Source organism: Streptomyces sp. NPDC018029, from assembly GCF_044327655.1.
In the GTDB taxonomy this organism is placed as follows: Bacteria; Actinomycetota; Actinomycetes; order Streptomycetales; family Streptomycetaceae; genus Streptomyces.
The window spans coordinates 140,519-166,483 of sequence record NZ_JBIRFV010000013.1 but is presented as its reverse complement, the minus strand read 5'-3'; the positions used below and the strand labels follow the sequence as shown (position 1 = coordinate 166,483).

General features: G+C 72.7%; 21 protein-coding genes. 15 read left to right on the top strand and 6 right to left on the bottom strand.

Annotated elements, in window-relative coordinates; translation table 11 throughout:
- Positions 1 to 41: 41 nt before the first annotated feature.
- Positions 42 to 491: a cell division protein SepF gene (locus ACH4D5_RS33540; protein ID WP_398310104.1), complete on the bottom strand. Its 450-nt coding sequence runs from the start codon at positions 489 to 491 to the stop codon at positions 42 to 44.
- A gap of 291 nt (positions 492 to 782) precedes the next feature.
- On the opposite strand from ACH4D5_RS33540, the gene ACH4D5_RS33535 reads away from it, so the two are divergent.
- Positions 783 to 2,093 carry a DUF5685 family protein gene (locus ACH4D5_RS33535; RefSeq protein WP_398310102.1) on the top strand — a complete coding sequence of 437 codons (1,311 nt, stop codon included), beginning with the start codon at positions 783 to 785 and terminating at the stop codon, positions 2,091 to 2,093.
- Positions 2,094 to 2,141: 48 nt separating this feature from the next.
- On the opposite strand, the gene ACH4D5_RS33530 is transcribed toward ACH4D5_RS33535, so the two are convergent.
- Entirely contained in the window at positions 2,142 to 3,101 is a 960-nt protein-coding gene (locus ACH4D5_RS33530; protein ID WP_398310099.1) for an ABC transporter substrate-binding protein, read from the bottom strand.
- A gap of 487 nt (positions 3,102 to 3,588) precedes the next feature.
- Between ACH4D5_RS33530 and ACH4D5_RS33525 the strand changes: the two genes are divergently transcribed.
- The 9 genes from ACH4D5_RS33525 (at position 3,589) to ACH4D5_RS33485 (ending at position 13,684) form a co-directional block, all read left to right on the top strand.
- Positions 3,589 to 4,455: an amino acid ABC transporter permease gene (locus ACH4D5_RS33525; protein ID WP_398310096.1), complete on the top strand. Its 867-nt coding sequence runs from the start codon at positions 3,589 to 3,591 to the stop codon at positions 4,453 to 4,455.
- Positions 4,452 to 6,233 (top strand): FAD/NAD(P)-binding protein, encoded by a 1,782-nt coding sequence (locus ACH4D5_RS33520; RefSeq protein WP_398310093.1) that lies wholly within the window; start codon positions 4,452 to 4,454, stop codon positions 6,231 to 6,233. The genes ACH4D5_RS33525 and ACH4D5_RS33520 overlap by 4 nt, the downstream gene beginning before the upstream one ends.
- A 19-nt stretch (positions 6,234 to 6,252) precedes the next feature.
- On the top strand, positions 6,253 to 7,005 hold the full coding sequence (locus ACH4D5_RS33515) for an amino acid ABC transporter ATP-binding protein (RefSeq protein ID WP_398310091.1): 753 nt from the start codon (positions 6,253 to 6,255) through the stop codon (positions 7,003 to 7,005).
- A 9-nt stretch (positions 7,006 to 7,014) separates the two neighbouring features.
- Entirely contained in the window at positions 7,015 to 8,121 is a 1,107-nt protein-coding gene (locus tag ACH4D5_RS33510; RefSeq protein WP_398310088.1) for an LLM class flavin-dependent oxidoreductase, read from the top strand.
- Positions 8,118 to 9,446, top strand: a complete 1,329-nt coding sequence (locus ACH4D5_RS33505; RefSeq protein WP_398310085.1) for an NtaA/DmoA family FMN-dependent monooxygenase — start codon at positions 8,118 to 8,120, stop codon at positions 9,444 to 9,446. Before ACH4D5_RS33510 ends, ACH4D5_RS33505 begins: the two co-directional genes overlap by 4 nt.
- Positions 9,447 to 9,451: 5 nt before the next feature.
- Positions 9,452 to 10,237, top strand: coding sequence for a DUF1684 domain-containing protein (locus tag ACH4D5_RS33500; protein ID WP_398310082.1), 786 nt, complete (start codon positions 9,452 to 9,454; stop codon positions 10,235 to 10,237).
- A 190-nt stretch (positions 10,238 to 10,427) separates the two neighbouring features.
- Complete coding sequence (locus tag ACH4D5_RS33495; RefSeq protein WP_398310079.1) at positions 10,428 to 11,333, top strand: S1 family peptidase; 906 nt, start codon at positions 10,428 to 10,430, stop codon at positions 11,331 to 11,333.
- Between the two features lie 144 nt (positions 11,334 to 11,477).
- Positions 11,478 to 12,323 (top strand): slipin family protein, encoded by an 846-nt coding sequence (locus ACH4D5_RS33490; RefSeq protein WP_398310076.1) that lies wholly within the window; start codon positions 11,478 to 11,480, stop codon positions 12,321 to 12,323.
- A gap of 278 nt (positions 12,324 to 12,601) precedes the next feature.
- A complete protein-coding gene (locus ACH4D5_RS33485; protein WP_398310073.1) occupies positions 12,602 to 13,684 on the top strand; it encodes a S1 family peptidase in 1,083 nt (360 codons plus the stop codon).
- A 100-nt stretch (positions 13,685 to 13,784) separates the two neighbouring features.
- On the opposite strand, the gene ACH4D5_RS33480 is transcribed toward ACH4D5_RS33485, so the two are convergent.
- Positions 13,785 to 14,828 (bottom strand): DUF3533 domain-containing protein, encoded by a 1,044-nt coding sequence (locus ACH4D5_RS33480; protein ID WP_398310070.1) that lies wholly within the window; start codon positions 14,826 to 14,828, stop codon positions 13,785 to 13,787.
- Between the two features lie 184 nt (positions 14,829 to 15,012).
- On the opposite strand from ACH4D5_RS33480, the gene ACH4D5_RS33475 reads away from it, so the two are divergent.
- On the top strand, positions 15,013 to 18,459 hold the full coding sequence (locus ACH4D5_RS33475; RefSeq protein WP_398310068.1) for a DNA polymerase III subunit alpha: 3,447 nt from the start codon (positions 15,013 to 15,015) through the stop codon (positions 18,457 to 18,459).
- Positions 18,456 to 19,442 (top strand): DNA polymerase thumb domain-containing protein, encoded by a 987-nt coding sequence (locus tag ACH4D5_RS33470; RefSeq protein ID WP_398310065.1) that lies wholly within the window; start codon positions 18,456 to 18,458, stop codon positions 19,440 to 19,442. The genes ACH4D5_RS33475 and ACH4D5_RS33470 overlap by 4 nt, the downstream gene beginning before the upstream one ends.
- Before the next feature lie 29 nt (positions 19,443 to 19,471).
- Here ACH4D5_RS33470 and ACH4D5_RS33465 read toward each other — a convergent pair whose 3' ends face one another.
- A complete protein-coding gene (locus ACH4D5_RS33465) occupies positions 19,472 to 20,323 on the bottom strand; it encodes an ABC transporter permease (RefSeq protein ID WP_398310062.1) in 852 nt (283 codons plus the stop codon).
- Positions 20,320 to 21,267, bottom strand: coding sequence for an ABC transporter ATP-binding protein (locus ACH4D5_RS33460; protein ID WP_398310059.1), 948 nt, complete (start codon positions 21,265 to 21,267; stop codon positions 20,320 to 20,322). The genes ACH4D5_RS33465 and ACH4D5_RS33460 overlap by 4 nt, the downstream gene beginning before the upstream one ends.
- A gap of 133 nt (positions 21,268 to 21,400) precedes the next feature.
- On the opposite strand from ACH4D5_RS33460, the gene ACH4D5_RS33455 reads away from it, so the two are divergent.
- From ACH4D5_RS33455 to ACH4D5_RS33445, 3 genes are all read left to right on the top strand, one after another.
- A complete protein-coding gene (locus ACH4D5_RS33455) occupies positions 21,401 to 22,687 on the top strand; it encodes a sensor histidine kinase (protein ID WP_398310057.1) in 1,287 nt (428 codons plus the stop codon).
- Entirely contained in the window at positions 22,684 to 23,364 is a 681-nt protein-coding gene (locus ACH4D5_RS33450; RefSeq protein ID WP_398310054.1) for a response regulator, read from the top strand. The genes ACH4D5_RS33455 and ACH4D5_RS33450 overlap by 4 nt, the downstream gene beginning before the upstream one ends.
- Before the next feature lie 201 nt (positions 23,365 to 23,565).
- Positions 23,566 to 24,444 carry an esterase/lipase family protein gene (locus ACH4D5_RS33445; protein WP_398310051.1) on the top strand — a complete coding sequence of 293 codons (879 nt, stop codon included), beginning with the start codon at positions 23,566 to 23,568 and terminating at the stop codon, positions 24,442 to 24,444.
- Positions 24,445 to 24,463: 19 nt separating this feature from the next.
- Here the strand turns inward: ACH4D5_RS33445 and ACH4D5_RS33440 are convergent, their stop codons facing one another.
- Positions 24,464 to 25,492 carry a lytic polysaccharide monooxygenase gene (locus tag ACH4D5_RS33440; protein ID WP_398310048.1) on the bottom strand — a complete coding sequence of 343 codons (1,029 nt, stop codon included), beginning with the start codon at positions 25,490 to 25,492 and terminating at the stop codon, positions 24,464 to 24,466.
- Positions 25,493 to 25,965 lie beyond the last annotated feature (473 nt).

Genomic DNA, 25,965 nt, shown 5'->3' with positions numbered 1-25,965 from the left:
CGGCCCTGTGCCGGTGCGGGCTCCGGTGAGCGGCCCTGCCCCTAGCTCTGATTGAAGAAACCGTCCGACGGGCGACTCACGGCCTCGCCGTTGACGATCTGCGTGTCGGCGGGGGTGAGCAGGAAGACCCGCGTCGCCACGCGCTCGATCGAACCGCGCAGGCCGAAGGTGAGGCCGGCCGCGAAGTCGACCACGCGCTTGGCGTCGGCGGGCTCCATGGACGTGAGGTTCATGATGACCGGGACGCCGTCCCGGAAGAGCTCACCGATGTGGCGCGCGTCCCGGAAGCTGTCCGGGGTCACGGTGCCGATCCGCTGCCCGTGGTCCTGGGCCGGCTCGCTCGCCACCCGCGCACGCGGGTCCGTGACCCAGGCCTCCGGCTGGTCAGGTCCCTCGGCCCGGTCGTCTTCGTAGCCGTCGTCGTAGTAACGCTCGTCGTTGTTGTCGTCGACGAGGCCAAGCCAGGCACTCGCCTTGCGCACCGATCCCATGGACGCCTCCTCTCGCAGCGGTTTCCCTGAATTCCGCATCCCTATCGTCGTCCATGATGCGGATGATGCGCCAAGTGGATAGTCGCCGCGCGGGGTTTTCGTGACGGTACTGGTGCAGAGTCAACACGCCGTTGTGCGGTGCCCTCCAAGGGTCGTGCTGTGCACGGCTGCTGACTGTGAGTGAAATATGATTCTTCACGGCGTATGGGTGACGGCCGGTGCGTACGGGTGAACGAGCCCGTGGCTACGATGCCGGAGTTGATCGTATCCGGGCCACTCGGGGGAGTCGTCTTGTTCGGAATCGTCAGGCCCTGCAGCCACCGTCTCGGTGAGGGCCTCAAGACGCAGTGGATGGCGCACCTCTGCGGGCTCTGTCTCGCGCTGCGCGGTGACCACGGGCAGTTCGCCCGCGTCGTCACCAACTACGACGGGCTCATCATCTCGGTTCTGACGGAGGCTCAGGCCGAGCGGTCGACCGGATGGCGGCGCACCGCGGGGCCCTGTCCGCTGCGTGGCATGCGGACCGCCTCCGTCGCCCAGGGCGAGGGGGCGCGGCTCGCCGCCGCCGTCTCACTGGTGCTCGCCTCGGCGAAGGTCCGCGACCATGTCGTCGACGGGGACGGGCTCCTGGCGCGCAAGCCGGTCTCCTTCGCCGCCCGGCGCGTGGCCAGGAACTGGGACAGGGCGGGCGCGCGGACCGGCGCCGACGTGGGGTTCGACACCGCCGTCCTGGTCGACGCCGTCGAACGGCAGGCCGGTGTCGAGGCCTTGGCGGGGCCCGGCAGCTCGCTGCTCGCGGTCACCGAGCCGACCGAGACCGCGACCGCCGCGGCCTTCGCGCACACCGCCGTGCTCGCCGGGCGGCCCGGCAACGCGGAGCCGCTCGCCGAGGCGGGCCGGCTCTTCGGCAGGCTCGCGCACCTGCTCGACGCCGTGGAGGACAGGGAGGCCGACGCAGCGGCGGGCGCCTGGAATCCCCTCACGGCAACCGGCACGTCCCTGGCCGAGGCGCGCCGCCTGGCCGACGACGCCCTGCACGGCATCCGGCTCGCGCTGCGCGACGCCGAGTTCACCGACGGAAAGCTGGCGCACCTGCTGCTCGCGCACGAGCTGGGCACGTCGATCGACCGGGCCTTCGGCACCGTCGCGTGCGGGCACGCGCATGAGGTGACGGCGCATCAGGGCGGTTCCTTCGGGCCGCCGCAGCAGGGCGGGCCGTACGGGCAGCCGCCCGCCGGTGGTCCGTACGACTCGCAGAATCCGTACGGAGGCGGGGTCGGAAATCCGTACGGGGGTGGGGTGCCCGGTGGTCCCGGTGGACCGGGCGGTCCCGGGGGACCGGGCGGCTCGGGCGGTCCCGGGGGCTTCGGCGGTGGGCCCGCCTTCGAGCCGCAGCCACCGAAGCCCGGCAGGCGCGGCTTCTGGGCGGGGTGTGCCGTCGCCATCGGGCTCTGCTGCACCTGCAAGATGTGCTGCGCCGACCAGTACGAAGGTCCCTGGTCCCGCAAGAAGCGCGAGGGCTGCTGCAGCAACTGCGGCGACTGCGACTGCGGCTGCTGCGGCATCTGTGAGTGCTGCTCCTGCTGCGACTGCGGGCTCTGACCGGGGCGGGTGCAGGCGCGGCCGGGCGCCGCGGCGCCTGAGCGGACGTCAGTCCTTGATCTCCGGCGGGGAGATCCGTGACTTCTCGATCGCGGAGCCCTGCGTGCCCCACTTCCGCAGGATGCGGTCGTACGTCCCGTCCTTGATCAGCTGGTCGACGGCCGCCCGGAACGCGGGCGCCAGCTTCGTGTCCTTCTTGAAGGCGAAGCCGACGTCGAGCCGCCGGTACTCACCGAGGAACTTCAGGCCCTCCTGCTGCTTCACGGCGTACCGCAGACCGTTGATGGTGGACATCACCACGTCGGCGCGGCCCTGCTGGAGCGCGGCCCAGATCGCGCTCTGCTCGGCGTACGTCTTCACGGCGTACGGCTTCTTGCCCGCCTCCTCGCAGACGTGCTTGTTGTCCTCCAGCGTGACTTCGAAGGTGGTGCCCGCGCCGGTCGCCACGTTCAGGCCGCACAGCTGCTCGAAGTCGGTGACCTTCTTCAGCCTGCTGTCCTCGCGGACGGCGAAGCCCTGGCCGTCGTTGATGTACGTGACGAAGTCGATGGTCTTCCGGCGTTCGTCGGTCACGCCGAAGTTGCCCGTGCCGAGGTCGTACTTGCCGCTGCCGAGGGCGGGCAGGATCGCCTCGAAGCTCGCGGCCTCCCGTTTCAGCTTCAGGCCGAGGACCTTCGCGGCGGCGTCCGCGAAGTCGATGTCCTGGCCGACGATCGTCCTGCCGTCCGCGAGGTAGAGGGCGCCGGGCGGGGAGCCGCCGACGGAGGAGGCGATGCCGAGCGTGCCCCGGTCGCGCACGTCCCGGGGGAGCAGACGCGCCGCCGCCTCGTTCTTCTTGACCGACGACACCACGTCCGCGGTCGGGATCCGGGCGCCCTTGCCCGCGGGGCCGGCGCCGCCCGCGGTCTCGGCGGCGTCACCGGAGCCGCAGCCGGTCAGCACGAGCGTGGCGGCGGTGATCAGGGCGAAGGCCACCGGGAGGCGGCGGGAGTGCGGGGGCGTGCTCATGGCGTGACGGGTCTCCAGCTCGGCAGGGCAGGGCAGGGCGAAGCGGACGTACGAGGGGAGGGGGTGTCACCGCTCGTGACGGAGCAGCGGTGACGTACGCGTGTGAAGGCGGGGGCGTCGGCGCGCGACGGCGCGGACGTCGGACGTACGCGGCAGACCGACCGGTCCGTGGCAGGAGGAAGAAGGGAGCCCTCAACGGGCTCGGCGCGCAGGGGGTCGGCTCAGAGGAACATCAACAAGACGCGGACCACACTCGACCGAAGTCGATGTGGGAGCGTGTGACCAGCCACTGCTGCGGATGCATGGGCCAAGTGGAACAGGCATCCGTTTCCGCGTCAACTGCCGTGAGACGTACGGCTCATATGCTGGACGGCCTTGACAGTGGGCGTGAAGGGGACCGTAATCTCAAGGCGGATCGTGCTGAGGGGCTCGGTCCGTGTGAAGGCGTCACCCGTGTTCGATCTTCTGTATCCACGGAGCCTTCCGCATGTCTTCCGACACCCTCGCCAAAGCGGCGACCGCCCCTCCGCCCCGGGATCCCACCGAGCCACCCGCCGAACCGCGCCTCGTGCCCCGCCGCCACGTGGGGCAGTGGGCGGCGGCCGCGGCCGTGCTGGTTCTGCTCGCGCTGGCCGCCGACTCCGTCGTCCGCAACGAGGCGTTCCAGTGGGACGTCGTCGCCGACTACTTCACCTCGGCGTCCGTGCTGCGCGGACTCGGGCTCACACTCTGGCTGACCGCCGTCGTCATGGTGCTCGGCTTCGCGCTCGGCACGCTCCTCGCTCTCGGCAGACTGTCCGCCAACCCCGTGCTGCGCGCGGTCAGTTGGGGCTACATCTGGTTCTTCAGGTCGATGCCGATCCTGGTGCAGCTGCTCTTCTGGTTCAACATCGGTGCGCTGTACCCGCAGGTGTTCGGCGTGCGGACGGTGGACCTGCTCGGACCGGTCACCATCGCCGTCATCGGGCTCACCCTGCACGAGGCCGCGTACGCCGCCGAAGTGGTGCGCGGCGGGCTCCTCTCCGTCGACCGCGGGCAGACCGAGGCCGCGCGGTCGCTCGGGCTCGGGCGGTGGCGCCGGCTGCGGCGGATCGTCCTGCCGCAGGCGATGCGGTCCATCGTGCCGCCCGCGGGGAACATGCTGATCGGCACCCTCAAGGGCACCTCGATCGTCTCCGTCATCGCCGTCCAGGACCTGCTCTACTCCGTGCAGCTCGTCTATCACCGCACCTACCAGGTCATCCCGCTGCTGATGGTCGCGACCCTCTGGTACGTCGTGGTCACCTCGGTGCTGAGCGTCGGCCAGTACTACGTCGAGCGGTACTACGCACGCGGGTCGGAGCGGGCGCGATGAGTCCGGCGCGGCACTCGCTGGTGATCGTGGGAGCCGGGCCCCGCGGCACCGGAATCCTGGAGCGCATCGCCGCCAACGCGCCCTCGCCGTACGGCGGAGCGGGCCTGGACATCCACCTCGTCGACCCCTACCCGCCGGGCGGCGGGCGCGTCTGGCGGACCGACCAGTCGCCGCTGCTCTGGATGAACTCGCAGGCCCAGGACGTCACCATGTTCACCGACGACACGGTGGAGGTGGCGGGCCCCGTCCTGCCTGGCCCCGCCCTGCACGAGTGGGCCGGGCGCGACGGACGCGCCTTCCTCGGCCGCCGCGAGCAGAGCGCCTATCTGCGCTGGGTGTACGAGAAGGCCGTGGCCGCCCTGCCCGCGGGCGTCGCCGTCCACCACCACCGGCGCAGGGCGCTGCGCGTCACCGGGGCACACGACACCCGCCAGGAGGTGACCCTGGAGGGTGTTGAAGAACCGCTGGCCGCCGACCTCGTCATCCTCGCCCAAGGGCACCTGGACGCCGAACCGGACCCCGAACAGGCCGAGTTGGCCGCGTACGCCGAGCGCAACGGACTCGTGTACCTCCCGCCCGACTTCACCGCCGACAGCGACCTGTCGCGGCTCGCGCCCGGCGCACCCGTCATCGTGCGCGGCTTCGGCCTCGCCTTCGTCGACCTGATGGTGCTGCTCACCGAGGGGCGCGGCGGACGGCACGAAGGCGACACGTACCATCCGTCGGGCCGCGAGCCCGTCCTGTACGTCGGCTCGCGGCGCGGCGTCCCCTACCGCTCGAAGATCGGCTACGACTGGGACGGTGAACGCCCGCCCCTGCCTCGCTACTTGGGACCGGCCGAGATCGACGCGCTCCTGGCCAGACCCGGAGGGTTCGACTTCCGGCGGGACGTGTGGCCGCTCGTCGAGAAGGAACTCGGCTTCGCCCACTACCACCGCCTCTTCACCGCACACCCCGAACGCACCCGGACCGCCTGGACGGACTTCGACGAGAAGTACGACGCCTGCGACCCCGGCAGCCCCGAACTGGACGCCCTCGTCGCCTCCGCCGTGCCCGACCCCGCCGACCGGCTCGACCTCACGGCACTCGACCGCCCCCTGTCCGGGGTGCGCCACACCTCGTACCAAGCGCTGCAGGACGGGCTGCGCCGCCACGTCGCCGACGACCTCGCGCGCCGGCACGACCCCGGACACAGCCCCGACCTCGCCGTCTTCCTCGGACTCCTCTCCGTCTACGGACAGGTGGTGCGGCTCGGCGACGTGGGGCCGTGGTGGCACGGCTTCTTCAGCCACCTCGCCTCCGGACCGCCGGGGCCCCGGCTGAGGCAGCTGCTCGCGCTCTCCCGCGCCGGAGTCGTGCGGTTCCTCGGCGCGGACGTCCGGGTCGCCGCCGAGGACGGGGTGTTCCGCGCGCAGAGCCCCACCCTGCCCGGCCAGGTCACCGAGGCCCGCGCGCTCGTCGAGGCACGGCTGCCGCAGCCCACCCTCGCCCGCACCCGCGACCCGCTGCTGCGCGCCCTGTACGCCGAGGGCGCCGCGTCGACCGAGGCGGGGCTGCTCGCCGTCGACCCGGCCGACGGGCGGGTGCTCGACCGGGCAGGCGCCGCGCACCCGCGCCGGTTCGCGCTCGGCCCGCACACCGACGCGCGCGGCGCGGGCGCCTTCACCAGGCCGCGGACCAACAGCCCCACCTTCCGGCAGAACGACGCCACCGCGCGTGCCGTACTCGACTTCCTGCACACCACCCGGACCGGAGGAACCCGTGCCGCAGCCCAGTGATCCTCTCGTCGATCCCCTCATGGTCGAACTTCGCTCCGTGCGCAAGTCCTTCGGCTCGCTGGAGGTGCTGAAAGGCGTCGACCTCCAGGTCCGCAGGGGCGAGGTCGCGGTCGTCCTCGGCCCGTCCGGCTCCGGCAAGTCCACCCTCCTGCGCACCATCAACCACCTGGAGAAGGCCGACGCAGGCTCGGTCGGCGTCGACGGCACGCCCATCGGCCACCGGCGCTCCGGCGACAAGCTGTACGAGCTGCCCGAACGCGACGTGCTCAAGCAGCGCACCCGCATCGGTTTCGTCTTCCAGGACTTCCACCTCTTCCCGCACCTGACCGTCCTGGAGAACGTCGTCGAGGCGCCCGTCTTCGCCCTCAAGCGGCCCCGCCCCGCCGCGGATGAGGCCGCGCGGCGGCTCCTGGCCAGGGTCGGCCTCGCCGACAAGGCCGACGCCTACCCGGGACAGCTCTCCGGCGGGCAGCAGCAGCGCGTCGCCATCGCCCGCGCGCTCGCCCTGGAACCGAAGCTGCTCCTCTTCGACGAGCCGACCTCGGCGCTCGACCCCGAACTGGTCGGCGAGGTCCTCGACGTCATCAAGGACCTGGCCCGCCGGGGCACCACGATGATCGTCGTCACGCACGAGATCGGCTTCGCCCGCGAGGTGGCCGACACCGTCGTCTTCATGGACGACGGCCGCGTCGTCGAACAGGGCGCCCCCGCCGACGTACTCGACAACCCGCGCCACGACCGCACGCGCGCCTTCCTCTCCAAGGTCCTCTAGGAGTTCCGCATGCCCACCCCGCCCACCGCCGCGGCCTGCCGCGGCTCCCTCCACCTCGCCGTCGCCGTCGACCGGCCCGACGCCCACGAAGCCGAGGCCTACGAAGCCGACGCCTACCTTGAGCCCGCGCTGCTCGCCGAGCGCGGGGCGCTGGACTTCGTGACCCTCGGCGACTCCTTCGCGCGGCCCGGTCCGGACGCGCTCGCCGTGGCCGCGAGGATCGCGCCCCGCACCGGGCGCATCGGCCTCGTGCCGACCGTCACGACCACCCACACCGAGCCGTTCCACGTGCAGGCCGCCGTGGCGACCCTCGACTGGGTCAGCCACGGGCGGGCCGGCTGGACGGTCGACGTGTCGACGACCGAGGCCGAGGCCCGCCTCTTCGGGCGGCGCCGCGCCGCGTCCCGCGAGGAGCTGTGGCGCGAGGCCGGTGAAGTGGCCGACGTCGCCGCCCGGTTGTGGGACAGCTGGGAGGACGACGCGGAGATACGGGACGTGCCGACCGGCCGCTTCATCGACCGGGACAAGCTGCACTACGTCGACTTCCAGGGGCGCGGCTTCTCGGTGCGCGGCCCGTCCATCGTGCCGCGGCCGCCGCAGGGGCACCCGGTGCGGGTCGTCGACGCGACCGCTCCGCAGGCCCGTGAGACGGCCGCCCGGTACGCGGACGTCGCCCTGGTGCGGGTCGCGTCCGCCGAGCGGGCCGACGCCGCACGGTCCGAACTGCGGGGCCTCGCGGCCCGGGCGGGGCGCGATCCGGGGACGCTCCTTGTGTTCGCCGCCCTCCACGTCGACCTCGGCGGCGGGGAGCACGCCGCGGAGCCGGGGCACGGGGGCGGGCCGCTGCCCACCGCCGAGGGGCCCGCCTACCGGGGCGGCCCCGTCGACCTGGCCGAGCTGATCGCCGACTGGCACCGCGCGGGCGCCGTCGACGGCTTCCACCTCACGCCCGCGGAGCCGCGCCGTGACCTGGAGCGGCTCGTCAACGGCACCGTCGCGCTGCTCCAGCACCGCGGCCTGTTCCGCACCTTCTATCCGGGCAGCACGCTCCGCGAACACCTGGGGCTCGCCCGGCCCGCCAACCGTTACGCCACCCTCGCGGGGGAGCCCTCATGACACATCGACCCCATCAGCCCCTTGAGGCGCAGTCGCCCAAGCAGGTGCACCTGGCCGCCCACTTCCCAGGCGTCAACAACACCACCGTCTGGTCCGACCCGAGGTCCGGCTCGCACATCGACTTCTCGTCCTTCGCGACGCTCGCCCGCACCGCCGAGCGCGGCCTCTTCGACTTCTTCTTCCTCGCCGAGGGGCTGCGGCTGCGCGAGCACAAGGGGCGGATCCACGACCTGGACGTGGTCGGACGGCCCGAGTCGCTCACCGTCCTGACCGCGCTCGCCGCCGTCACCGAACGGCTCGGCCTGGCAGGCACCGTCAACGCGACCTTCAACGAACCCTTCGAACTGGCCCGCAGATTCGCCTCCCTGGACCACTTGAGCGCCGGCCGCGCCGCCTGGAACGTGGTCACCACGTCGGACGCCTTCACCGGCGAGAACTTCCGGCGCGGCGGCTACCTCGACCGCACCGACCGGTACACCCGCGCCGCCGAGTTCCTGGCGACGGCACGCGAGCTGTGGGATTCCTGGACGCCCGACGGCCGGCCGCGGCCCTTCGCGCACCACGGCGAACACTTCACGATCGAGGGCGAGTTCACCCTGCCGCGCTCCCCGCAGGGACACCCCGTCGTGATCCAGGCCGGCGACTCCCCGGAAGGGCGGGAGTTCGCCGCGTCGGCCGCCGACGTCGTCTTCACGCGGCACGGCACGCCGGAGGCCGGCCGGGAGTTCTACGCGGATGTGAAGGGGCGCCTCGCGAAGTACGGGAGGGCCGCCGACGACCTGAAGATCATGCCGGGCGTCACCTACGTCCTCGGCGACACCGCGGCCGAGGCACAGGAGAAGGCCACCGAGATCCGCCGCCTCCAGGTCTCCCCGCAGAACGCGATCCTCGCCCTGGAACAGGTCTGGGGCGTGGACCTCTCCGCGTACGACCCGGACGGACCGCTGCCCGACATCGACCCGGACCCGGATTCGCAGCTGGTCCAGGGCCGGGTGAAGATCGGTGACCCGCTCGCCGTCGCCGCGAAGTGGCGGGCGCTCTCCGAGGCCAAGGGGCTCTCCATCCGCCAGACCGTCATCGAGACCACGGCCCGCCAGTCCTTCATCGGCACCCCGGACCAGGTCGCCGCCGACCTGACGGAGGCCGTGCGCACCGAGGCCGCCGACGGCTTCATCCTCGTGCCGCACCTCACCCCGGGCGGTCTCGACGACTTCGTCGACAAGGTGGTGCCGCTGCTCCAGGAGCGCGGCGCGTACCGCACGGAGTACGAGGGCGCGACGCTGCGCTCCCACCTCGGGCTGCCCGAGCCCGTATGGAAGGGTTGATCACCATGACGGACGACGCACAGGACTGGAAGCACTGGCACGAGCAGCGGACGGAGACGGTGTCGGCCCCCTACGGGCCGCTCTCCCTCACCGGCACGCACTGGCTCGCGGACCACCCGGACGGACACCTGCCGGGCGTCCCCGGGCACTGGGCCCCGACGGCCGACGCGGTGGTGCTGACCGCCGGGGAGGAGGACGGCCTCACCGTCGACGGGCAGCCCCTGACCGGAGAGGTCCGGCTGGACGCCGACAGCGGCCCGGTCGCCGGTGCCCGCGTCGCGCACGGCGGGCGCCGCCTCGTCGTCATCCGGCGCGAGGGCCTCTGGGCGGTGCGCGACTTCGACCCGGACGCCGCCGCCCGCCGCGCCTTCCGGGGCATCGACGCCACCCCGTACGACGCCCGCTGGGCCGTGCCGGGCCGCTTCGTCCCGTACGCCGAGGACCGCACCGTCACGGTCCGCAACGCGGACGGCAAGGAGCGCGGTCTCGGCCTCGGCGGTGAACTCTCCTTCCGGCTCGGGGGAGTCGAGCACACCCTCCAGGTGAGCGTCGAGGCGGACGGATCGCTGTGGGCCGTCTTCGCGGATGCCACCAGCGGAACGTCCAGCTACCGCTTCCGTTTCCTGCGGCCCGCCGCGCCCGACGCGGAAGGGCGCACCACCGTCGACTTCAACCGGTCGCTGCTGCCGCCGTGCGCCTTCGCCGACCACTTCGTCTGCCCCTTCCCGCCGCCGGGGAACACGCTGGTCACCGAGGTCGCGGCGGGAGAGCGGAACCTTCTCGACCGCTGAGCGGGGGCCGGGCCGTGCCGATCCGGCACGGCCGAAAGGCGCCCTTGTGCGGCTCGTGTCCGCCCCTCAATACTCCCGAGCAGCGCTTGTCAGGAGCACGGCGTAACCGGAATCCGGGCTTGCTCTTTGGCTGCGCCTCACGGGTCCTCAACCCACAAGGACCCACTGACTTCCCTCGGGAGGGAACAACGTGAGGATCAAGCGCACCATCCCCCACAGTGGCACGGCGAGACGCACCCGCCTGCTCGCCATAGCCACCGGACTTGTCGCCGCAGGAGCGCTCGCCGTGCCCGCGGCCAACGCCCAGGACGGCATGGCGACCTTCAGCGCGTCCCAGCTGGAACAGGCCAGTGACGCCGTCCTCGACGCCGACGTCGCGGGCACCGCCTGGGGTGTCGACCCGAAGACCAAGCAGGTCGTCGTGACCGCCGACAGCACGGTCTCCAAGTCCGAGATCGCCAGGATCAAGGACGCGGCGGGGACCAACGCCGGCGCCCTGAAGATCGAGCGCACGCCGGGCAAGTTCCAGAAGTACATCTCCGGTGGCGACGCGATCTACGCGAGCAGCTGGCGCTGCTCGCTCGGCTTCAACGTGCGCAACAGCGCGGGCGCCTACTACTTCCTGACCGCCGGGCACTGCACCGACGGCGCGACCACGTGGTGGGCCAACTCGGCGAAGACCACCGTGCTCGGCACCACGTCGGGCTCCAGCTTCCCGACCAACGACTACGGCATCGTGCGCTACACCAACGACTCGATCACCAAGTCCGGCACCGTGGGCAGCCAGGACATCACCCGCGCCGCCGACCCCACCGTCGGGCAGAACGTCACCCGGCGCGGCTCCACGACCGGTACGCACAGCGGCCGTGTCACCGCGCTGAACCAGACGGTCAACTACGGCGGCGGCGACGTCGTCTACGGCATGATCAGGACGACGGTCTGCGCCGAGCCTGGCGACAGCGGTGGCCCGCTGTACTCGGGCACCACGGCGCTGGGCCTGACCTCCGGCGGCAGCGGCAACTGCTCGTCGGGCGGCACGACCTTCTTCCAGCCGGTCACCGAGGCGCTGCGCGCGTACAACGTGAGCGTCTACTGAGGCCGGCGCACGCCGTTTGAAGCTCTGGCCAGCAGTGGGTGGGCCCCCGTCCGGACACCGGGCGGGGGCTCGCCCTCGTCCGGGGGGAGGGCTACCTTCGAAGGGAACGCCCGACACGCCCGATTCGGACCCTGGGGGGCCGGCATGGTCGAGGAGCTGGTGGCGGCGGGACTGACCCTCGGGTCGGCCGGAGTGGTCTACACGATGGCGGCGGCGCGCGTCGTCAAGCAGTACGAGCGGGGCGTGGTGCTGCGCCTCGGAAAGCTGCAACGCTCCGTGCGCGGGCCGGGGTTCACCATGATCGTGCCGTTCGTGGACCGGCTCCACAAGGTCAACATGCAGATCGTGACGATGCCGGTGCCGGCGCAGGACGGCATCACGCGCGACAACGTCACGGTCCGGGTCGACGCGGTCATCTACTTCAAGGTGGTCGACGCCGCCGAGGCGGTCGTGCAGGTGGAGGACTACCGCTTCGCGGTCTCGCAGATGGCGCAGACGTCGCTGCGCTCCATCATCGGCAAGAGCGATCTGGACGACCTGCTGTCCAACCGCGAGAAGCTCAACCAGGGCCTGGAGCTGATGATCGACTCTCCGGCCATCGGGTGGGGCGTGCAGATCGACCGCGTCGAGATCAAGGACGTGTCGCTGCCCGAGACCATGAAGCGCTCCATGGCCCGGCAGGCCGAGGCCGACCGCGAGCGGCGCGCCCGCGTCATCAACGCCGACGCCGAACTCCAGGCCTCCAAGAAACTCGCCGAGGCCGCCCATGAGATGGCCGAGGAGCCCGCCGCGCTCCAACTCCGGCTCCTGCAGACCGTGGTGGCCGTCGCCGCCGAGAAGAACTCCACTCTCGTCCTGCCCTTCCCGGTGGAGCTGCTCCGCTTCCTGGAGCGGGCCCAGCAGTCCCTGCCGCAGCAGCAACAGCGACAACAGCAGCAACACCCGCCGCAGGTACCCCCGGTGGAAGGGTCGAGAACCGGACAGGACTAGTCCTCACAGGCTGACGATCGTTCCTCGCGCGGGGTGTTTGCAGCGGGAACCGACGTGGCGTGACCGGGCTCACTCGATGTGCGGGGGGCGCACTGGTGTTGTCGTGTGCGCGTCCTGAAGTCGACCTTGTGTGCTACCGGAAAGCCTCGGGATAGTGGACGAGGCAACTTTGGCATGGACGCGGCTTTTTCAGCGTGGCAACTCCGTGCGGTGCAACCTTGCGGCCCGTCAGGCCCCCACGCCCGGCGAGCCGTTCCCCCCACAGGAGGTCGTGAGTTTTGAAGCACCGACGCATACCCAAGCGGCGTGCCGCCGTGACAGGCGCGGGCATCGCCGCGCTGGTCGTCGCGGGAATCACCTTCCAGACTGCGAACGCGAGCGAGAACTCCCCGACGCCCACACCGGACACCCTCTCGGTGGCGAAGGCCGGAAAGCTCGCCTCGACCCTCGTCGAGGAACTCGGCGCGGACACCGCGGGCACGTACTACGACGCGAAGGCCGAGGCCCTCGTCGTGAACGTGCTGAACAAGAGCGCCGCGAGCGCCGTCGAGTCGGCGGGCGGCAAGGCCAGAATCGTGGAGAACTCCCTCGCCGAGCTGAAGAGCGCCCGCGCGACGCTCGACGACAAGGCCGCCGTGCCCGGCACCTCATGGGCGATGGACCCGGCCACGAACAAGATCGTCGTCACGGCGGACCGCACGGTCGACGGCGCGCGGCTCGACAAGGTCGCCTCGATCGTGAAGAGCCTCGGCGGCAAGGCCGAACTGAGGCACAGCAAGGGCGAGTTCAAGGCCTTCCTGGCCGGCGGCGACGCGATCTGGGGGAGCGGTTCGCGCTGCTCGCTCGGCTTCAACGTCGTCAAGGGCGGCGAGCCGTACTTCCTGACGGCCGGACACTGCGGCAACGCGGTCAAGAGCTGGTCCGACTCGCAGGGCGGTTCGGAGATCGGCACCACGGAGGAGTCCAGCTTCCCGGGCAACGACTACGCCCTCGTGAAGTACACGGCCGACACCCCGCACCCCAGCGAGGTGAACCTCTACAACGGCAGCTCCCAGGCGATCAGCAAGGCCGGGGACGCCACGGTCGGCCAGAAGGTGACGCGCAGCGGCAGCACCACGCAGGTCCACGACGGTGAGGTCACCGCGCTCGACGCGACGGTGAACTACCAGGAGGGCCAGGTCGACGGCCTGATCCAGACCACCGTCTGTGCCGAGCCCGGCGACAGCGGCGGCGCGCTCTTCGCCGGCGACACCGCGCTGGGTCTCACCTCGGGCGGCAGCGGTGACTGCTCCTCCGGTGGAGAGACGTTCTTCCAGCCGGTTCCCGAGGCGCTGAGCGCCTACGGAGCCGAGATCGGCTGAGGCCGCCGGACACCCTGAGGCCCGCCCCCGCGACAGTGGGGGCGGGGCTTTTCCGTGTCCGCCGCGCCGCGTCCGCCGTGCCGCGCGTCCGCCGCTCCGCTCAGCCGATGCCTCTGCCGTAGTTCGTGCCGCTGAGGTCGATGGAGGCGCTGCGTGTCCTGCGCCGGGCGGACAGGGCGAGGGTGACGACGGTGCCGAGGACCGCCCAGGCGGAGAGAACGAGGAGCGCCCGGGTGACCGAGTTCCCCTCGAAGTACGCGATGGAGCGGGCCACCCAGGTGCCGGCGCCCGGCGGCAGCCAGGGCCCGATCGCCTGCCAGAAGGGCGGCAGCATCGGCAGCGGGAAGGCGCCGCCCGCGCTCGGGTTGCCCGCGATGACGACGAGGAGGACGGCCAGGCCGATGCCGACGATGCCGGTGAGCGACTGCAGGGCGAGCGTGATCGCGCCGACCCCGAAGATCACCAGGGCGCCGAGGCCCCACAGGCCCATGACGCTGCCCGGCAGGGCGCCGAGGATCGGCCCGATGATGACCGCGCCGCCGAGCCCGCCGACGATCGAGTAGAGCGCCATGGTGCCGAGCCTGATGACCGCGCGCGGCACGTTGGAGGCCCGGGAGCCCGCGCTGATCGCGAGGATCGACGCGCACAGGTAGCCGCCGACGCACCAGCCGACGACCAGGTAGAAGGACGAGAGGCCGTTGAAGTCCTGGGGCGACGCCGCGGCCACGTCGTCGGTCTTCACCGTGCGCTTCTGGGCGGCGTCGGCCTCGGAGACGAGCTCGGTGAGGGTCCTGGACAGGGCGGTGCCGCCGCCGGAGGCGACCAGGAGGGTGTCGGTGGTGCCGCGCGGGTCGACGAGCAGGGCGCCGTCGATGTCGCGGTTCATGATCTGGCGGCGGGCCGTGGCCTCGTCCTTGAGGACGCGGGTGTCGAGCGGGTCGCCGGGGAGCTTCCCGAGACGGTCGGCCGTCTGCTCGGCCGCGGGGCCCGGGGCGACCACTCCGAAGGCCACGTCCTTCGGCTTCGGGTGGTGGAGGGCTCCTACGTAGGAGGCGATGAACAGCAGTTGCAGGGCGAGTACGCCGATGACGAGCAGGGCTGCTCGCGGGGTGACGGCGCTCTTCAATTCGTCGGCGAACCTCATGCCCCCACGCTCCGGGTCCCGGGGCGTTTCCGCAGGTGGGATGGGCCGAACGGACGACGTTCCGGGCCGTGGGGCACGCCGGACCAGTGAATCGAACGTATGTGTCGTACGTGCGTTCGAAACTGGTCTATGGTGGAGGCGGGGGATGTGAGAACGGATCGATTCAGGGTTTCAGGAGGTGCGTGTGCCCGGGTTCACGCATCTGCACACCGTCTCCGGGTTCTCCCTGCGGTACGGCGCCTCGCACCCGGAGCGGCTCGCCGAGCGCGCCGCCGTGCGGGGCATGGACGCCCTCGCCCTCACCGACCGGGACACCCTCGCGGGCGCCGTCCGGTTCGCCAAGGCCTGCGCCAAGGCGGGCGTGCGGCCGCTGTTCGGGGCCGAGCTCGCGGTGGGGGCGCCCGCCCCGGCCAAGGGCGAGCGGCGCCGCGCCCCCGTGCGCGGCGGTGCCTTCATCGACGAGTCGACCCCGCGCGTGACCTTCCTCGCCCGGGACGGCGCCACCGGCTGGGCCGCGCTCTGCCGCCTGGTCACCGCCGCGCACCGCGCCGACGCCGAGGGCGGCACCGATGGTCAGCCCGTCCTGCCCTGGCAGGAGAACCACGGCGAGGGCCTCACCGTGCTGCTCGGACCCGCCTCCGACGTGGGCCGCGCACTCACCGCGGGCCGCCCCGACCGGGCCGCCCGCCTCCTCGCCCCCTGGCGCGAGCGGTACGGCGACGCGCTGCGCCTGGAATCCGTCTGGCACGGCCGCGAGGGCACCGGGCCCGGCTCGCTGCGCCTCGCCGCGCGCACCGTCGGCTTCGCCGCCGAACAGGGCGTGCGCCCCGTCCTGAGCAACGCCGTGCGCTACGCAGACCCCGGACAGGGCCCCGTCGCCGACGTCCTCGACGCCGCCCGCCGCCTCGTCCCCGTCGACCCGACCAAGGAACTCGACAGCGGCGAGCGGTGGCTGAAGGGCGCGGACGACATGCTGCGCGTCGCCGAGCGTGTCGTCGAGGCCGCGGGCTTCCGCCGCGACACCGCCCACCGCCTGCTCGAACAGACCCGGGCGACCGCCGCCGAGTGCCTCGTCGACGCCGAGGACGACATCGGCATCGGGACCGTGCACTTCCCCGAGCCCCGCCTGGTCGGCGCCGGGCGCCGCACCGCGCAGCGCGTCCTCGCCTCGCGCGCGGCGGCCGGCATGGTGCGGCGCGGCTACGACTCCCGGCGCGAGTACTGGGAGCGCATGCACCACGAGCTGGACATCATCGACCACCACGGCTACGCCTCGTACTTCCTGACCGTGGCGCAGGTCGTCGACGACGTGCGCGACCTGGGCATCCGGGTCGCGGCCCGCGGCTCCGGCGCCGGCTCCCTCGTCAACCACCTCATCGGCATCGCGCACGCCGACCCCGTCGAGCACGGGCTGCTCATGGAGCGGTTCCTCTCCAAGCGGCGGCACGTCCTGCCGGACATCGACATCGACGTCGAGTCGGCCCGCCGCCTCGAGGTCTACCGCGCGATCATCGGCCGCTTCGGCACCGAGCGGGTCGCGACGGTCGCCATGCCCGAGACCTACCGGGTCCGCCACGCCGTACGCGACGTGGGCGCCGCCCTGTCCATGGACCCGGCCGAGATCGACAGGATCGCCAAGGCCTTCCCGCACATCCGCGCCCGCGACGCCCGCGCCGCGCTGGAGGAGCTGCCCGAGCTGCGGCGGATCGCGGCGGAGCTGGGCGACCGCGACCGGCTGTGGGAGCTGGTCGAGGCCCTCGACGCGCTGCCGCGCGGCGTCGCCATGCACCCGTGCGGGGTGCTGCTCTCCGACGCCTCGCTGCTCGCCCGTACGCCGGTGGTGCCGACCAGCGGCGAGGGCCTGCCCATGTCGCAGTTCGACAAGGACGACGTCGAGGACCTCGGGCTGCTCAAGCTGGACGTCCTCGGGGTGCGGATGCAGTCCGCGATGGCGCACGCCGTGGCGGAGACCGAGCGGGCCACGGGGGAGCGGGTCGACCTGGACGCGATACCGCCGGGCGACCCGGCGACGTACCGGCTCATCCAGTCCACCGAGACGCTCGGCTGCTTCCAGATCGAGTCGCCCGGCCAGCGCGACCTGGTCGGGCGGCTGCAGCCCGCGACCTTCCACGACCTGGTGGTCGACATCTCGCTGTTCCGTCCCGGCCCGGTCGCCGCCGACATGGTGCGGCCCTTCATCGAGGCCAGGCACGGCCGCGCGCCCGTCCGCTACCCGCACCCGGATCTCGCGGAGCCGCTGAAGGAGACGTACGGCGTCGTCGTCTTCCACGAGCAGGTCATCCAGATCGTGGACATCATGACCGGCTGCGGGCGCGACGAGGCGGACCGGGTGCGGCGCGGGCTCTCCGACCCCGAGTCGCAGGGCCGGATCCGCTTCTGGTTCGCGCAGCAGGCGGCGGCCAGGGGGTACGACGCGGAGACGATCGGCCGCACCTGGGAGATCGTCGAGGCCTTCGGGTCGTACGGCTTCTGCAAGGCGCACGCGGTGGCCTTCGCCGTGCCGACGTACCAGTCGGCCTGGCTGAAGGCCCATCACCCGGCCGCGTTCTACGCCGGGCTGCTCACGCACGACCCCGGGATGTACCCGAAGCGGCTGCTGCTCGCGGACGCGCGGCGCCGGGGGGTGCCGATCCTGCCGCTGGACGTGAACCGGTCGGCGGTCGCCCACCGTATCGAACTGGTGTCTGATAACTCAGGGTCGCGGCCGGTGTGGGGGCTGCGGCTCGCCCTCTCCGACGTGCACGGCATCAGCGAGGCCGAGGCCGCCCGGATCGCCGACGGCCGGCCCTACGCCTCACTCGTCGACTTCTGGGAACGGGCCAGGCCCTCCAAGCCGGTCGCGCAGCGGCTCGCCCAGGTCGGCGCGCTCGACGCGTTCGGCGCCAACCGCCGCGACCTGCAACTGCACCTGGCCGAGCTGCGGCGGGGCACGCGCGGCGCCGCGGGCGCCCAACTGCCCCTGGCGGGCGGGCGGAAGACGGCACCCGCGGGCCTCCCCGACCTGGACGACGCGGAGCGGCTCAGCGCCGAACTGGGCGTCCTCGGCATGGACTCGTCGCGCCACCTCATGGTGGACCACCGCGACTTCCTCGCGGAGCTCGGCGTGCTCGGCGCCCGGCGCCTGCGCGAGGCCGAGCACGGCGCGACCGTCCTGGTCGCGGGCGCCAAGGCCGCCACGCAGACCCCGCCGATCCGCTCCGGGAAACGCGTCATCTTCACCACCCTGGACGACGGCACGGGCCTGGTCGACCTGGCCTTCTTCGACGACGCCCACGAGCGGTGCGCGCACACCGTCTTCCACTCCTGGCTGCTGCTCGTGCGCGGCGTGGTGCAGCGCCGCGGGCCGCGCAGCCTCAGCGTGGTGGGCGCGGCGGCGTGGAACCTGGCGGAGCTGGTGGAGCTGCGGGAGGAAGGCGGGCTCGACGCGGTGGCGCGGCGCCTGGCGGAGCCGGGGCCGGAGCCGGGGGAGCGGGACCCGGCGGCGGAGGGGCGCCGCATCCGCATGCCCAACGGATACGAGATGCACCCCTGGGCGGACCTGCGCCCGGCGGGCGAAGGGACGGCATCGACACGGAAGCTGTGGCACCAGAGTCCGGGGAGCGCGGGATGAACGACGGCGTCACCACCCTCTACATACGGTTCCTGCTGCCGCCCATGTACGAGGCGCTCCTGCCCCGACTGCTCGCCCTGCTCGGCGAGTTCTCCCCGCAGGTCGAGGCGCTGCCGCCGGACGCCGCGCTCGTCGACGTGCGGGGCGCGCGGCGGTACTTCGGGCGGAGCGCCGTCGGGCTCGCCGCGCTGATCCGGGTGCGGGCGCTCGCGCTGTACGGGGTGGAGTGCGCGATCGGCGCGGGGCCCGGGCCGATGCTGGCGCGGATGGCGGCACGCGGCGCCGCCCCCGGGGTGACCCGCGCGGTGCCCGAAGGCCCGGACGGTGTACGGGAGTTCCTCGCCGACCGGCCGGTGGGCGAGCTGCCGGGCATCGGCCGCGCCACCGCCCGCACCCTGTGCGAATACGGCCTCGACACCCTCGGGAAGGTCGGCGCCGCGCCCCTGTCCACCCTGCAACGGCTCGTCGGCGCCCGCGCGGGCCGCGAGCTGAGCGAGAAGGCGCGGGGCATCGACCGGACCCGCGTCGTGCCGAACGCCGCCGCACGCTCGCTCTCCGTCGAACGCCCCTTCCCCCGCGACGAGCTGGACCCCTTCCGGCACCGCCGCGCCCTGCTCTCCGGCGCCGAGGAGCTGGGCGCCAGGATGCGCGACGAGGACCAGGTGTGCCGCACGCTGACCCTCACCGTGCGGTACGCGGACCGGAGCACGACCGTCCGCACCCGGGCCCTGCCCGAGCCGACCGCGCACTCCACCGCGCTGACCACGGCCGCGTACCGCATGTACGAGGCGCTGGGCCTGCAGCGGGCCCGGGTGCGCGCCGTGTCCCTGCGCGCCGAGGGGATCGTGCCCGCCGAACGGGCCGCCCACCAGCTGACGTTCGACCCGGCGGACGAGAAGGCCCGCCGCATCGAGGAGGTGGCCGACCGGGCACGGGAGAAGTTCGGGCCCGGCGCGATCGTGCCGGGGACGCTGGCGGCGTGACCCGTCCGGTGCCCTGTTCGGTGCCCGCGTCACGCGTCGCGGCGCCGCACCACGACCACCGTGACGATCACCGCGACGAGCGGCCACGCCGCGAAGACGGTCCACGCCTCGGCGATCGACTCCGGGTACCTGCCCGGCGGGCGGTCCGTCGCGGGGTTCTCGACCAGCGCCTCCCAGGCCGTGAGGGGCATCGCGTTGCCGATCTCCTTGACCCAGCGGTACGTCTCGCCCCGGAAGAGGGCGGGCAGCAGCAACAGGGTCACCAGGGTCGCGACGACGGAGCCCGCCGCGTGCCTGACCAGCGCGCCGAGCGCCATGCCGACCAGCGCGCACAGGGGAGCGAGCAGCGCGGACGCCACCACGGCGCGCAGGGCGCCTGGCGCGCCGATCGACAGGCCGATGGTGTCGCTCAGGACGGCCTGGGTCAGACCGAACGAGGCCGCGGAGACGACCGCGCCGAGCCCGAACATGACCACCGCCACGACGCACGTCTTGGCCGCCACCACCGCACGGCGGTCGGGGACGGCCGCGAACGTCGTGCGGATCAGCCCACTGGCGTACTCGCCGAAGACCGCGATGGCGCCGACGCTGCCGGCGACGATCATGAGGATCTGGTAGGCGGGCTCGACGAACGCGGTGTGCATCGGGTCGATCCCGATGATCCCGCCCGGGGACGCGGCCGACCCGCGCGCCAGCAGATCGGCGTTGGACCGGGCGGAGTTGACGTTGATCCCGACGACGACCAGCGCGCCGACGCCGAGGATCCAGTAGGTGGAGCGCAGCGACCAGAGCTTGATCCACTCGGCGGCGAGGAGGTCGGTGAAACGGGGCCGCTCCGGGGCGAGGGCGAGGGCGGGGGCAGGGGCGGGGGCGGGGCTCATCGGGCCGCTCCCGCTTCTCCCGTGGTGGACGAGGGCCGCGTGCCGTACGCGGTGTACTCGACGCTGCCGGCGGTCAGTTCCAGGAACGTCGCCTCCACGGAGGCGGCCCGGGGCGTGAGTTCGTGCAGGGGCAGACCGTGCCGGTGGGCGAGCTCCCCGACGCGGTCCGCCGCCAGACCGCCGACCGTGAGGACGTCCCCGTCCGCCGCCTCCACGACGGCGCCCTCCGCGGTGAGCGCGGCAGACAGGGCGACGGCCTCCGGACTGCGTACGCGCACCCCCGGCCGGATGCCGCGCGCCGCGAACCGTGCCACGCTCTCCGCGGTGATCAGCGCACCCCTGCCCATGACGACGAGGTGGTCGGCGGAGCTCTCCATCTCGCTCATCTGGTGGCTGGAGACGAGGACGGTGCGCCCCTCGTCGGCCAGCCGCCGGAAGAGGCCCCGCATCCACAACACCCCTTCCGGATCGAGTCCGTTGAGGGGCTCGTCGAACAGCAGCACCGGCGGGTCGCCCAGGAGCGCGGCAGCGATCCCGAGCCGCTGCCTCATGCCGAGCGAGAAGCCGCCGACGCGGCGCCCCGCGGCCCGGTCGAGCCCCACCTCCCCGAGCACCTCGGCCACCCGGCGCCGCGGGATGCCGTTGCTGCGGGCGAGGGCCGACAGATGGGCCCGCGCGGTGCGCCCGCCGTGCACGTCGCCCGCGTCGAGCAGCGCGCCGACGTGCCGCAGCCCGCGCGGGCGTTCCCGGAACGGGCGGCCGCCGATCGTGGCGGCCCCGGCGGTCGGCGCGACCAGACCGAGCAGCATCCGCAAGGTGGTGGTCTTGCCCGCGCCGTTGGGCCCGAGGAAGCCGGTCACCCGGCCGGGCGGCACGGTGAAGGAGAGACGGTCGACAGCGGTGATGTCGCCGTAGCGCTTGGTCAGTTCATGGACTTCGATCACGGGATACACGGTGACGCGCACGCACGGCCCTCGGCATCGGCCCCTCGGCCACCCTCCGGCCCGGGGAGGTAGCCCGTGGGCGTACGTCTTCGGGCCCATGCCCAGGTCAGGGCCGCGCGCCTACGATCGGGACATGGACGCGACACCGGAGGCCTCGGCCCCGCCCACCTCACCACCCGCCTGGGGCGGGGCGACCGTGACGGCCCGGGCCGCTTCGACGGCCCGGTGGCGGTCGGTACGGGCCCGGCCGGCACACCCCCGGCCGCCGCGTGCCTGGCTGACGCCGGTCGCCTGGTGTGCCGCGCTCGTGTACCCCTTCGCCCTGTACTTCGTGATGCGCGACGGGCGCGGCGGCTTCAGTGCCGTGACCGTTGTCCCGCTGATCGTCCTCACCGCGCTGGTGGGCGCGCTCCTGCGGAGCAGGCCGCTGCCCGCCCTCGCGGTGCTGCTCGCCGGCTGGGCCGTCGCGCGCACGCAGATGCAGAACTCGGAGATCGTGTACTTGCAGGTGCTGCTCGGCGATCTCGCCGTCGGCTACATCGCCGCCGTCCGGCCGCGCCGCACCTCGGTCGTGGCGGCCGTCCTGGCGTTCGGCGCGCAGCTCGGCACGCATCTGACCAGCCTCGGGCAGACCCCCGCCCGGGTGGTCCAGCTCGCCGCGTTCATCGCCCTCGCGACGCTCGCCGCCTGGCTGGCAGGCGACTCCGTGCGGGAGCGCCGCGCGCACGCCGAGGCGCTCGGCGCGCGGGCCGCCGAGCAGGCGGTGACCGCCGAACGGCTGCGCATCGCCCGGGAGTTGCACGACATGATCGCGCACAGCATCGGCGTCATCGCCATCCAGGCGGGCGTCGGCAGCCGCGTCATCGACACGCAGCCCGCCGAGGCGCGCAACGCGCTCGCCACCATCGAGGCGACCAGCAGGGAGACGCTCGCGGGGCTGCGGCGCACGCTGGTCGCGCTGCGCTCATCGGCCGAGTCGCACGCGCCGCTCGACCCGGCCCCCGGCCTCGCGGACCTCGACCGCCTCGTCGCCTCGGCCCTGGACGCGGGGGTCCGCGCCGACGTGCGGCTGTACGGCGAACGGCGGCCGCTGCCCGCCGACATCGACCTGGCGGCGTTCCGCATCCTTCAGGAGGCGCTCACCAACGTCGTGCGGCACGCGGGGACGGGGGAGTGCCGGGTGACCATCGCGTACGACGCGGACGAGGTGCGCGTCGAGGTCGAGGACGACGGCGGTGGCGGTCTCTGCGCGGGCACCGGATACGGCATCGTCGGCATGCGGGAGCGCGTCGGCCTGCTGCACGGCCGCTTCACCGCGGGGCCGCGCCCCGAGGGCGGCTTCCGGGTGTCGGCCCGGCTCCCCGTGCCCGAGTCCGGGGCTGAGTCCGTGTCTGCGTCCGCCGTGTCGGTGGGCCGATGACCGGCCGCACCGTGCGCGTCGTCCTCGCCGACGACCAGCCGCTGGTCCGTGCCGGCCTGCGGGTCCTGATGGCCGACACCCCGGACCTCGAGGTCGTGGGGGAGGCGGGCACCGGGACAGAAGCGGTGCGGCTGGCCGACGGCGTACGCCCGGACGTCGTCGTCATGGACATCCGCATGCCGGGCATGGACGGCATCGAGGCCACCCGCCTGATCACGGCGGACCAGGGAGATCCCGCCGGACCGCGAGTCGTCGTCCTGACCACCTTCGACGACGACGAGTACGTCTACGGCGCCCTGCGGGCCGGCGCGAGCGGCTTCCTCGTCAAGGACATGGCGCTGGACGACATCCTCGCGGCGATCCGGGTGGTCGCCGCCGGGGACGGCCTGATCGCACCGAGCGTCACCCGGCGCCTGATCGAGGAGTTCGCCGCGCGTCCCGAGTCCGGCCCGCCGCCGGCGCCGCGTGCGGTGGAGGGCATCACCGACCGGGAGTGCGAGGTCCTCACTCTCGTGGGGCGCGGCCTGGCCAACGCCGAGATCGCCGCCGAGCTCTTCATCACCGTGGCCACGGTGAAGGCGCACGTGGCGCGCCTGTTCACGAAGCTCGGCGCCCGTGACCGGGTCCAGCTGGTCATCATCGCGTACGAGACGGGGCTCGTGACGCCGACGCGGTGAGCTCGGGGCGGGCGGGCAGGACCGTGCCAGTGAACGCTGGAAGTTTTACCGGCGCGCCGCTTCTGTCTTCGTCTACTCGCGCGTAATTTGACGTGAGCACGGCATCCTGTCGATCCGGATCACAGGGCGTACCTCCATCGCACCCCCATCGCAGCCCCACGCACACCCTCGTACTCCCTTGAGCCGCAAGGAGATCACACGATGCTGCCCTCCTGGAGACGCGCGCTGCGCGCGTTCGCCGCCACCCTGCTCGTCACGGGCGCGGTCACCCTCGCTCCCGCCGCCACGGCCGCCGCCGACGCGTCGCAGACCTCGACGACGACGGCGGTGTCGCGGGGGTGGAACGACTACGACTGCAAGCCGTCCACCGCACACCCCCGCCCCGTCGTCCTCGTGCACGGCACGTTCGGGAACTCCGTCGACAACTGGCTCGTCCTCGCGCCCTACCTCGTCAAGCGCGGCTACTGCGTCTACTCCCTGGACTACGGCCAGCTGAAGGGCGTGCCGTTCTTCCACGGACTCGGCCCCGTCGAGAAGTCGGCCGAGCAGCTCGACGGCTTCGTCGACAAGGTGCTCGCCTCGACGGGCGCGAAGGAGGTGGACCTCGTCGGCCACTCGCAGGGCGGCATGATGCCCCGCCACTACCTCAAGTTCCTCGGCGGCGCCGACGAGGTGAACGCCCTGATCGGCCTCGCCCCCGACAACCACGGCACCACTCTGCTCGGTCTCACCAGGCTGCTGCCGTACTTCCCCGGCATCGAGGACCTGCTGACCACGAAGACCCCCGCCCTCGCCGACCAGGTGGCCGGTTCGCCCTTCCTGACCAAGCTCAACGAGGGCGGGGACACGGTGCCGGGGGTGCGTTACACCGTCATCGCCACCAAGTACGACGAGGTGGTCACCCCGTACCGCAGCCAGTTCCTCGACGGCCCCGGCGTGCGGAACGTAACCGTCCAGGACCTGTGCCCCGTCGACCTGGCGGAGCACGTCGCGGTCGGTGTCCTGGACCGCGTCGCCCACCACGAGGTCGCGAACGCCCTGGACCCGGCGCACGCGACCCCGACCACCTGCCTGTCCTAGACGGAACGCCCGGGCCGGGTCAGCGGCCGTGGCGTCCGGCGGCCCGGCGACGGGTGGTGGCGAACATCGCCGCGGCACCCATGGCCAGAATGGCGGCACCGCCCATCGCGATGTACGGGGTGGTGCTGTCGCCGCCGGTCTCGGCGAGGTTGTCGTTCGCGGTGGAGACCGGCTTCTCGGCGCCGCCCTTCACCTCGGGGGCGTTGCCCGGGGCGTCCCCGGCACCGGCGGCATCGGGGGTGTCGGGGGCATCGGCGGCCGGAGCGGCCTCGGTGGCCTTGGCGCCCGTCGCGGCGTCGGCGTCACCGTGCCCGTGGTGCTCGACCGTGGACTTCTCGGCGCCCGCCGCGATCTCCTGGTCGGAAGGGGCGGAGGCGGTCGGGGCCGGGGCGGCGCCGGAGCCGCCGGTGTCCTTGCCGAAGACGACGTCGGAGCAGGTGTAGAAGGCCTCGGGGGAATCCGAACGCTGCCAGACCGAGTAGATCAGGTGACGGCCCTGCCGGGCGGGGACCTTGCCGTCGAAGACGTAGTCGCCGTTCTCCATCTTCGGGTCGGTGACCTTGGCGAAGGGCTTCTCCTCCAGGTCCGACCACTTCAGGGGCTTCGTCGGGTCGTACGACTCCTTCGTGACGTACAGCTCGAAGGAGCCCTTGTGCGGGGCGGTGCCCTTGTAGTGGAACGTGTGGTTGCCCGCGGACAGCTTGCTGGCGGGCCAGTCGGCGCGCGGCAGGTCGAGGCCCTTGTACTTGTCGTTGTTCGCGCTGCACAGCTTGCCGTCGGGGATGATCTCCTTCGACTTGCCGGCGGCGTTGGCGATGTTCACGCCGTTCCAGTCGTAGAAGGCCTGCGCGCCACTGGCGGCGACAGCGGCCTTGCAGGCGGCCGACTTCGGGGACTCCGGCCCTTCCTGGAAGCAGGCGGAGACCCGGCTGACCGGGTCCGTCATGGAGCCGTGCGCGGCGGCGGGCGTGACCGACAGGGCGGTCAGGGCGAGCGGCGCGACACCGACGGCGGCGATGGCGGACACTTTGCGGCGGCGGGCAGTCATGGTGGTTCTCCTCAACGACGGTTCAGGGGGCGACCAGAAAGCTAGCCCCTGAAATCCGCGAAAACCCCTGCTGAGGACGGGGAACGGAGATCCTTATGGTCGCTTTAAGGGAGAGCTAACCGAGGGCTCAGACTGCGCCTCGGACATACCACATGGGTGTCCCGTGTGTCCCGGGATCGCCCTGACCCGGGCGCCAATACGCCAGGGTTCGCCACCCCCGGCCGTCCGCCACCTGGGAGTTCCCCGTTCCGCGCCACGCAGACGCCAGGGTTAGCAAGGTCATTCGCCACCGGCAAAAGCCGCAAATTGCCGAACCGGGTGGGCGGAACGGCTTGATGAGTGCCGTGACATGGGGTTATCTCGTCCAGGAGTGCACGCGGGCCCGCGGAGGCGTGCCGCATGCTCCTCGCGCACACACGAAAGGCCCGGCTCCGGGAATGCAGCCCGGAGCCAGGCCCGTGCGCGGGGCGGGT

Bases quoted from the DNA above. Each gene is read 5' to 3' on its own strand.
- ACH4D5_RS33500 (WP_398310082.1), top strand. From the start codon at position 9,452: ATGACGGACGACGCACAGGACTGGAAGCACTGGCACGAGCAGCGGACG.
- ACH4D5_RS33465 (WP_398310062.1), bottom strand. From the start codon at position 20,323: ATGAGCCCCGCCCCCGCCCCTGCCCCCGCCCTCGCCCTCGCCCCGGAG.
- ACH4D5_RS33520 (WP_398310093.1), top strand. From the start codon at position 4,452: ATGAGTCCGGCGCGGCACTCGCTGGTGATCGTGGGAGCCGGGCCCCGC.
- ACH4D5_RS33450 (WP_398310054.1), top strand. From the start codon at position 22,684: ATGACCGGCCGCACCGTGCGCGTCGTCCTCGCCGACGACCAGCCGCTG.
- ACH4D5_RS33515 (WP_398310091.1), top strand. From the start codon at position 6,253: ATGGTCGAACTTCGCTCCGTGCGCAAGTCCTTCGGCTCGCTGGAGGTG.
- ACH4D5_RS33490 (WP_398310076.1), top strand. From the start codon at position 11,478: ATGGTCGAGGAGCTGGTGGCGGCGGGACTGACCCTCGGGTCGGCCGGA.
- ACH4D5_RS33505 (WP_398310085.1), top strand. From the start codon at position 8,118: ATGACACATCGACCCCATCAGCCCCTTGAGGCGCAGTCGCCCAAGCAG.
- ACH4D5_RS33480 (WP_398310070.1), bottom strand. From the start codon at position 14,828: ATGAGGTTCGCCGACGAATTGAAGAGCGCCGTCACCCCGCGAGCAGCC.
- ACH4D5_RS33510 (WP_398310088.1), top strand. From the start codon at position 7,015: ATGCCCACCCCGCCCACCGCCGCGGCCTGCCGCGGCTCCCTCCACCTC.
- ACH4D5_RS33445 (WP_398310051.1), top strand. From the start codon at position 23,566: ATGCTGCCCTCCTGGAGACGCGCGCTGCGCGCGTTCGCCGCCACCCTG.
- ACH4D5_RS33440 (WP_398310048.1), bottom strand. From the start codon at position 25,492: ATGACTGCCCGCCGCCGCAAAGTGTCCGCCATCGCCGCCGTCGGTGTC.
- ACH4D5_RS33530 (WP_398310099.1), bottom strand. From the start codon at position 3,101: ATGAGCACGCCCCCGCACTCCCGCCGCCTCCCGGTGGCCTTCGCCCTG.
- ACH4D5_RS33540 (WP_398310104.1), bottom strand. From the start codon at position 491: ATGGGATCGGTGCGCAAGGCGAGTGCCTGGCTTGGCCTCGTCGACGAC.
- ACH4D5_RS33525 (WP_398310096.1), top strand. From the start codon at position 3,589: ATGTCTTCCGACACCCTCGCCAAAGCGGCGACCGCCCCTCCGCCCCGG.
- ACH4D5_RS33470 (WP_398310065.1), top strand. From the start codon at position 18,456: ATGAACGACGGCGTCACCACCCTCTACATACGGTTCCTGCTGCCGCCC.
- ACH4D5_RS33455 (WP_398310057.1), top strand. From the start codon at position 21,401: ATGGACGCGACACCGGAGGCCTCGGCCCCGCCCACCTCACCACCCGCC.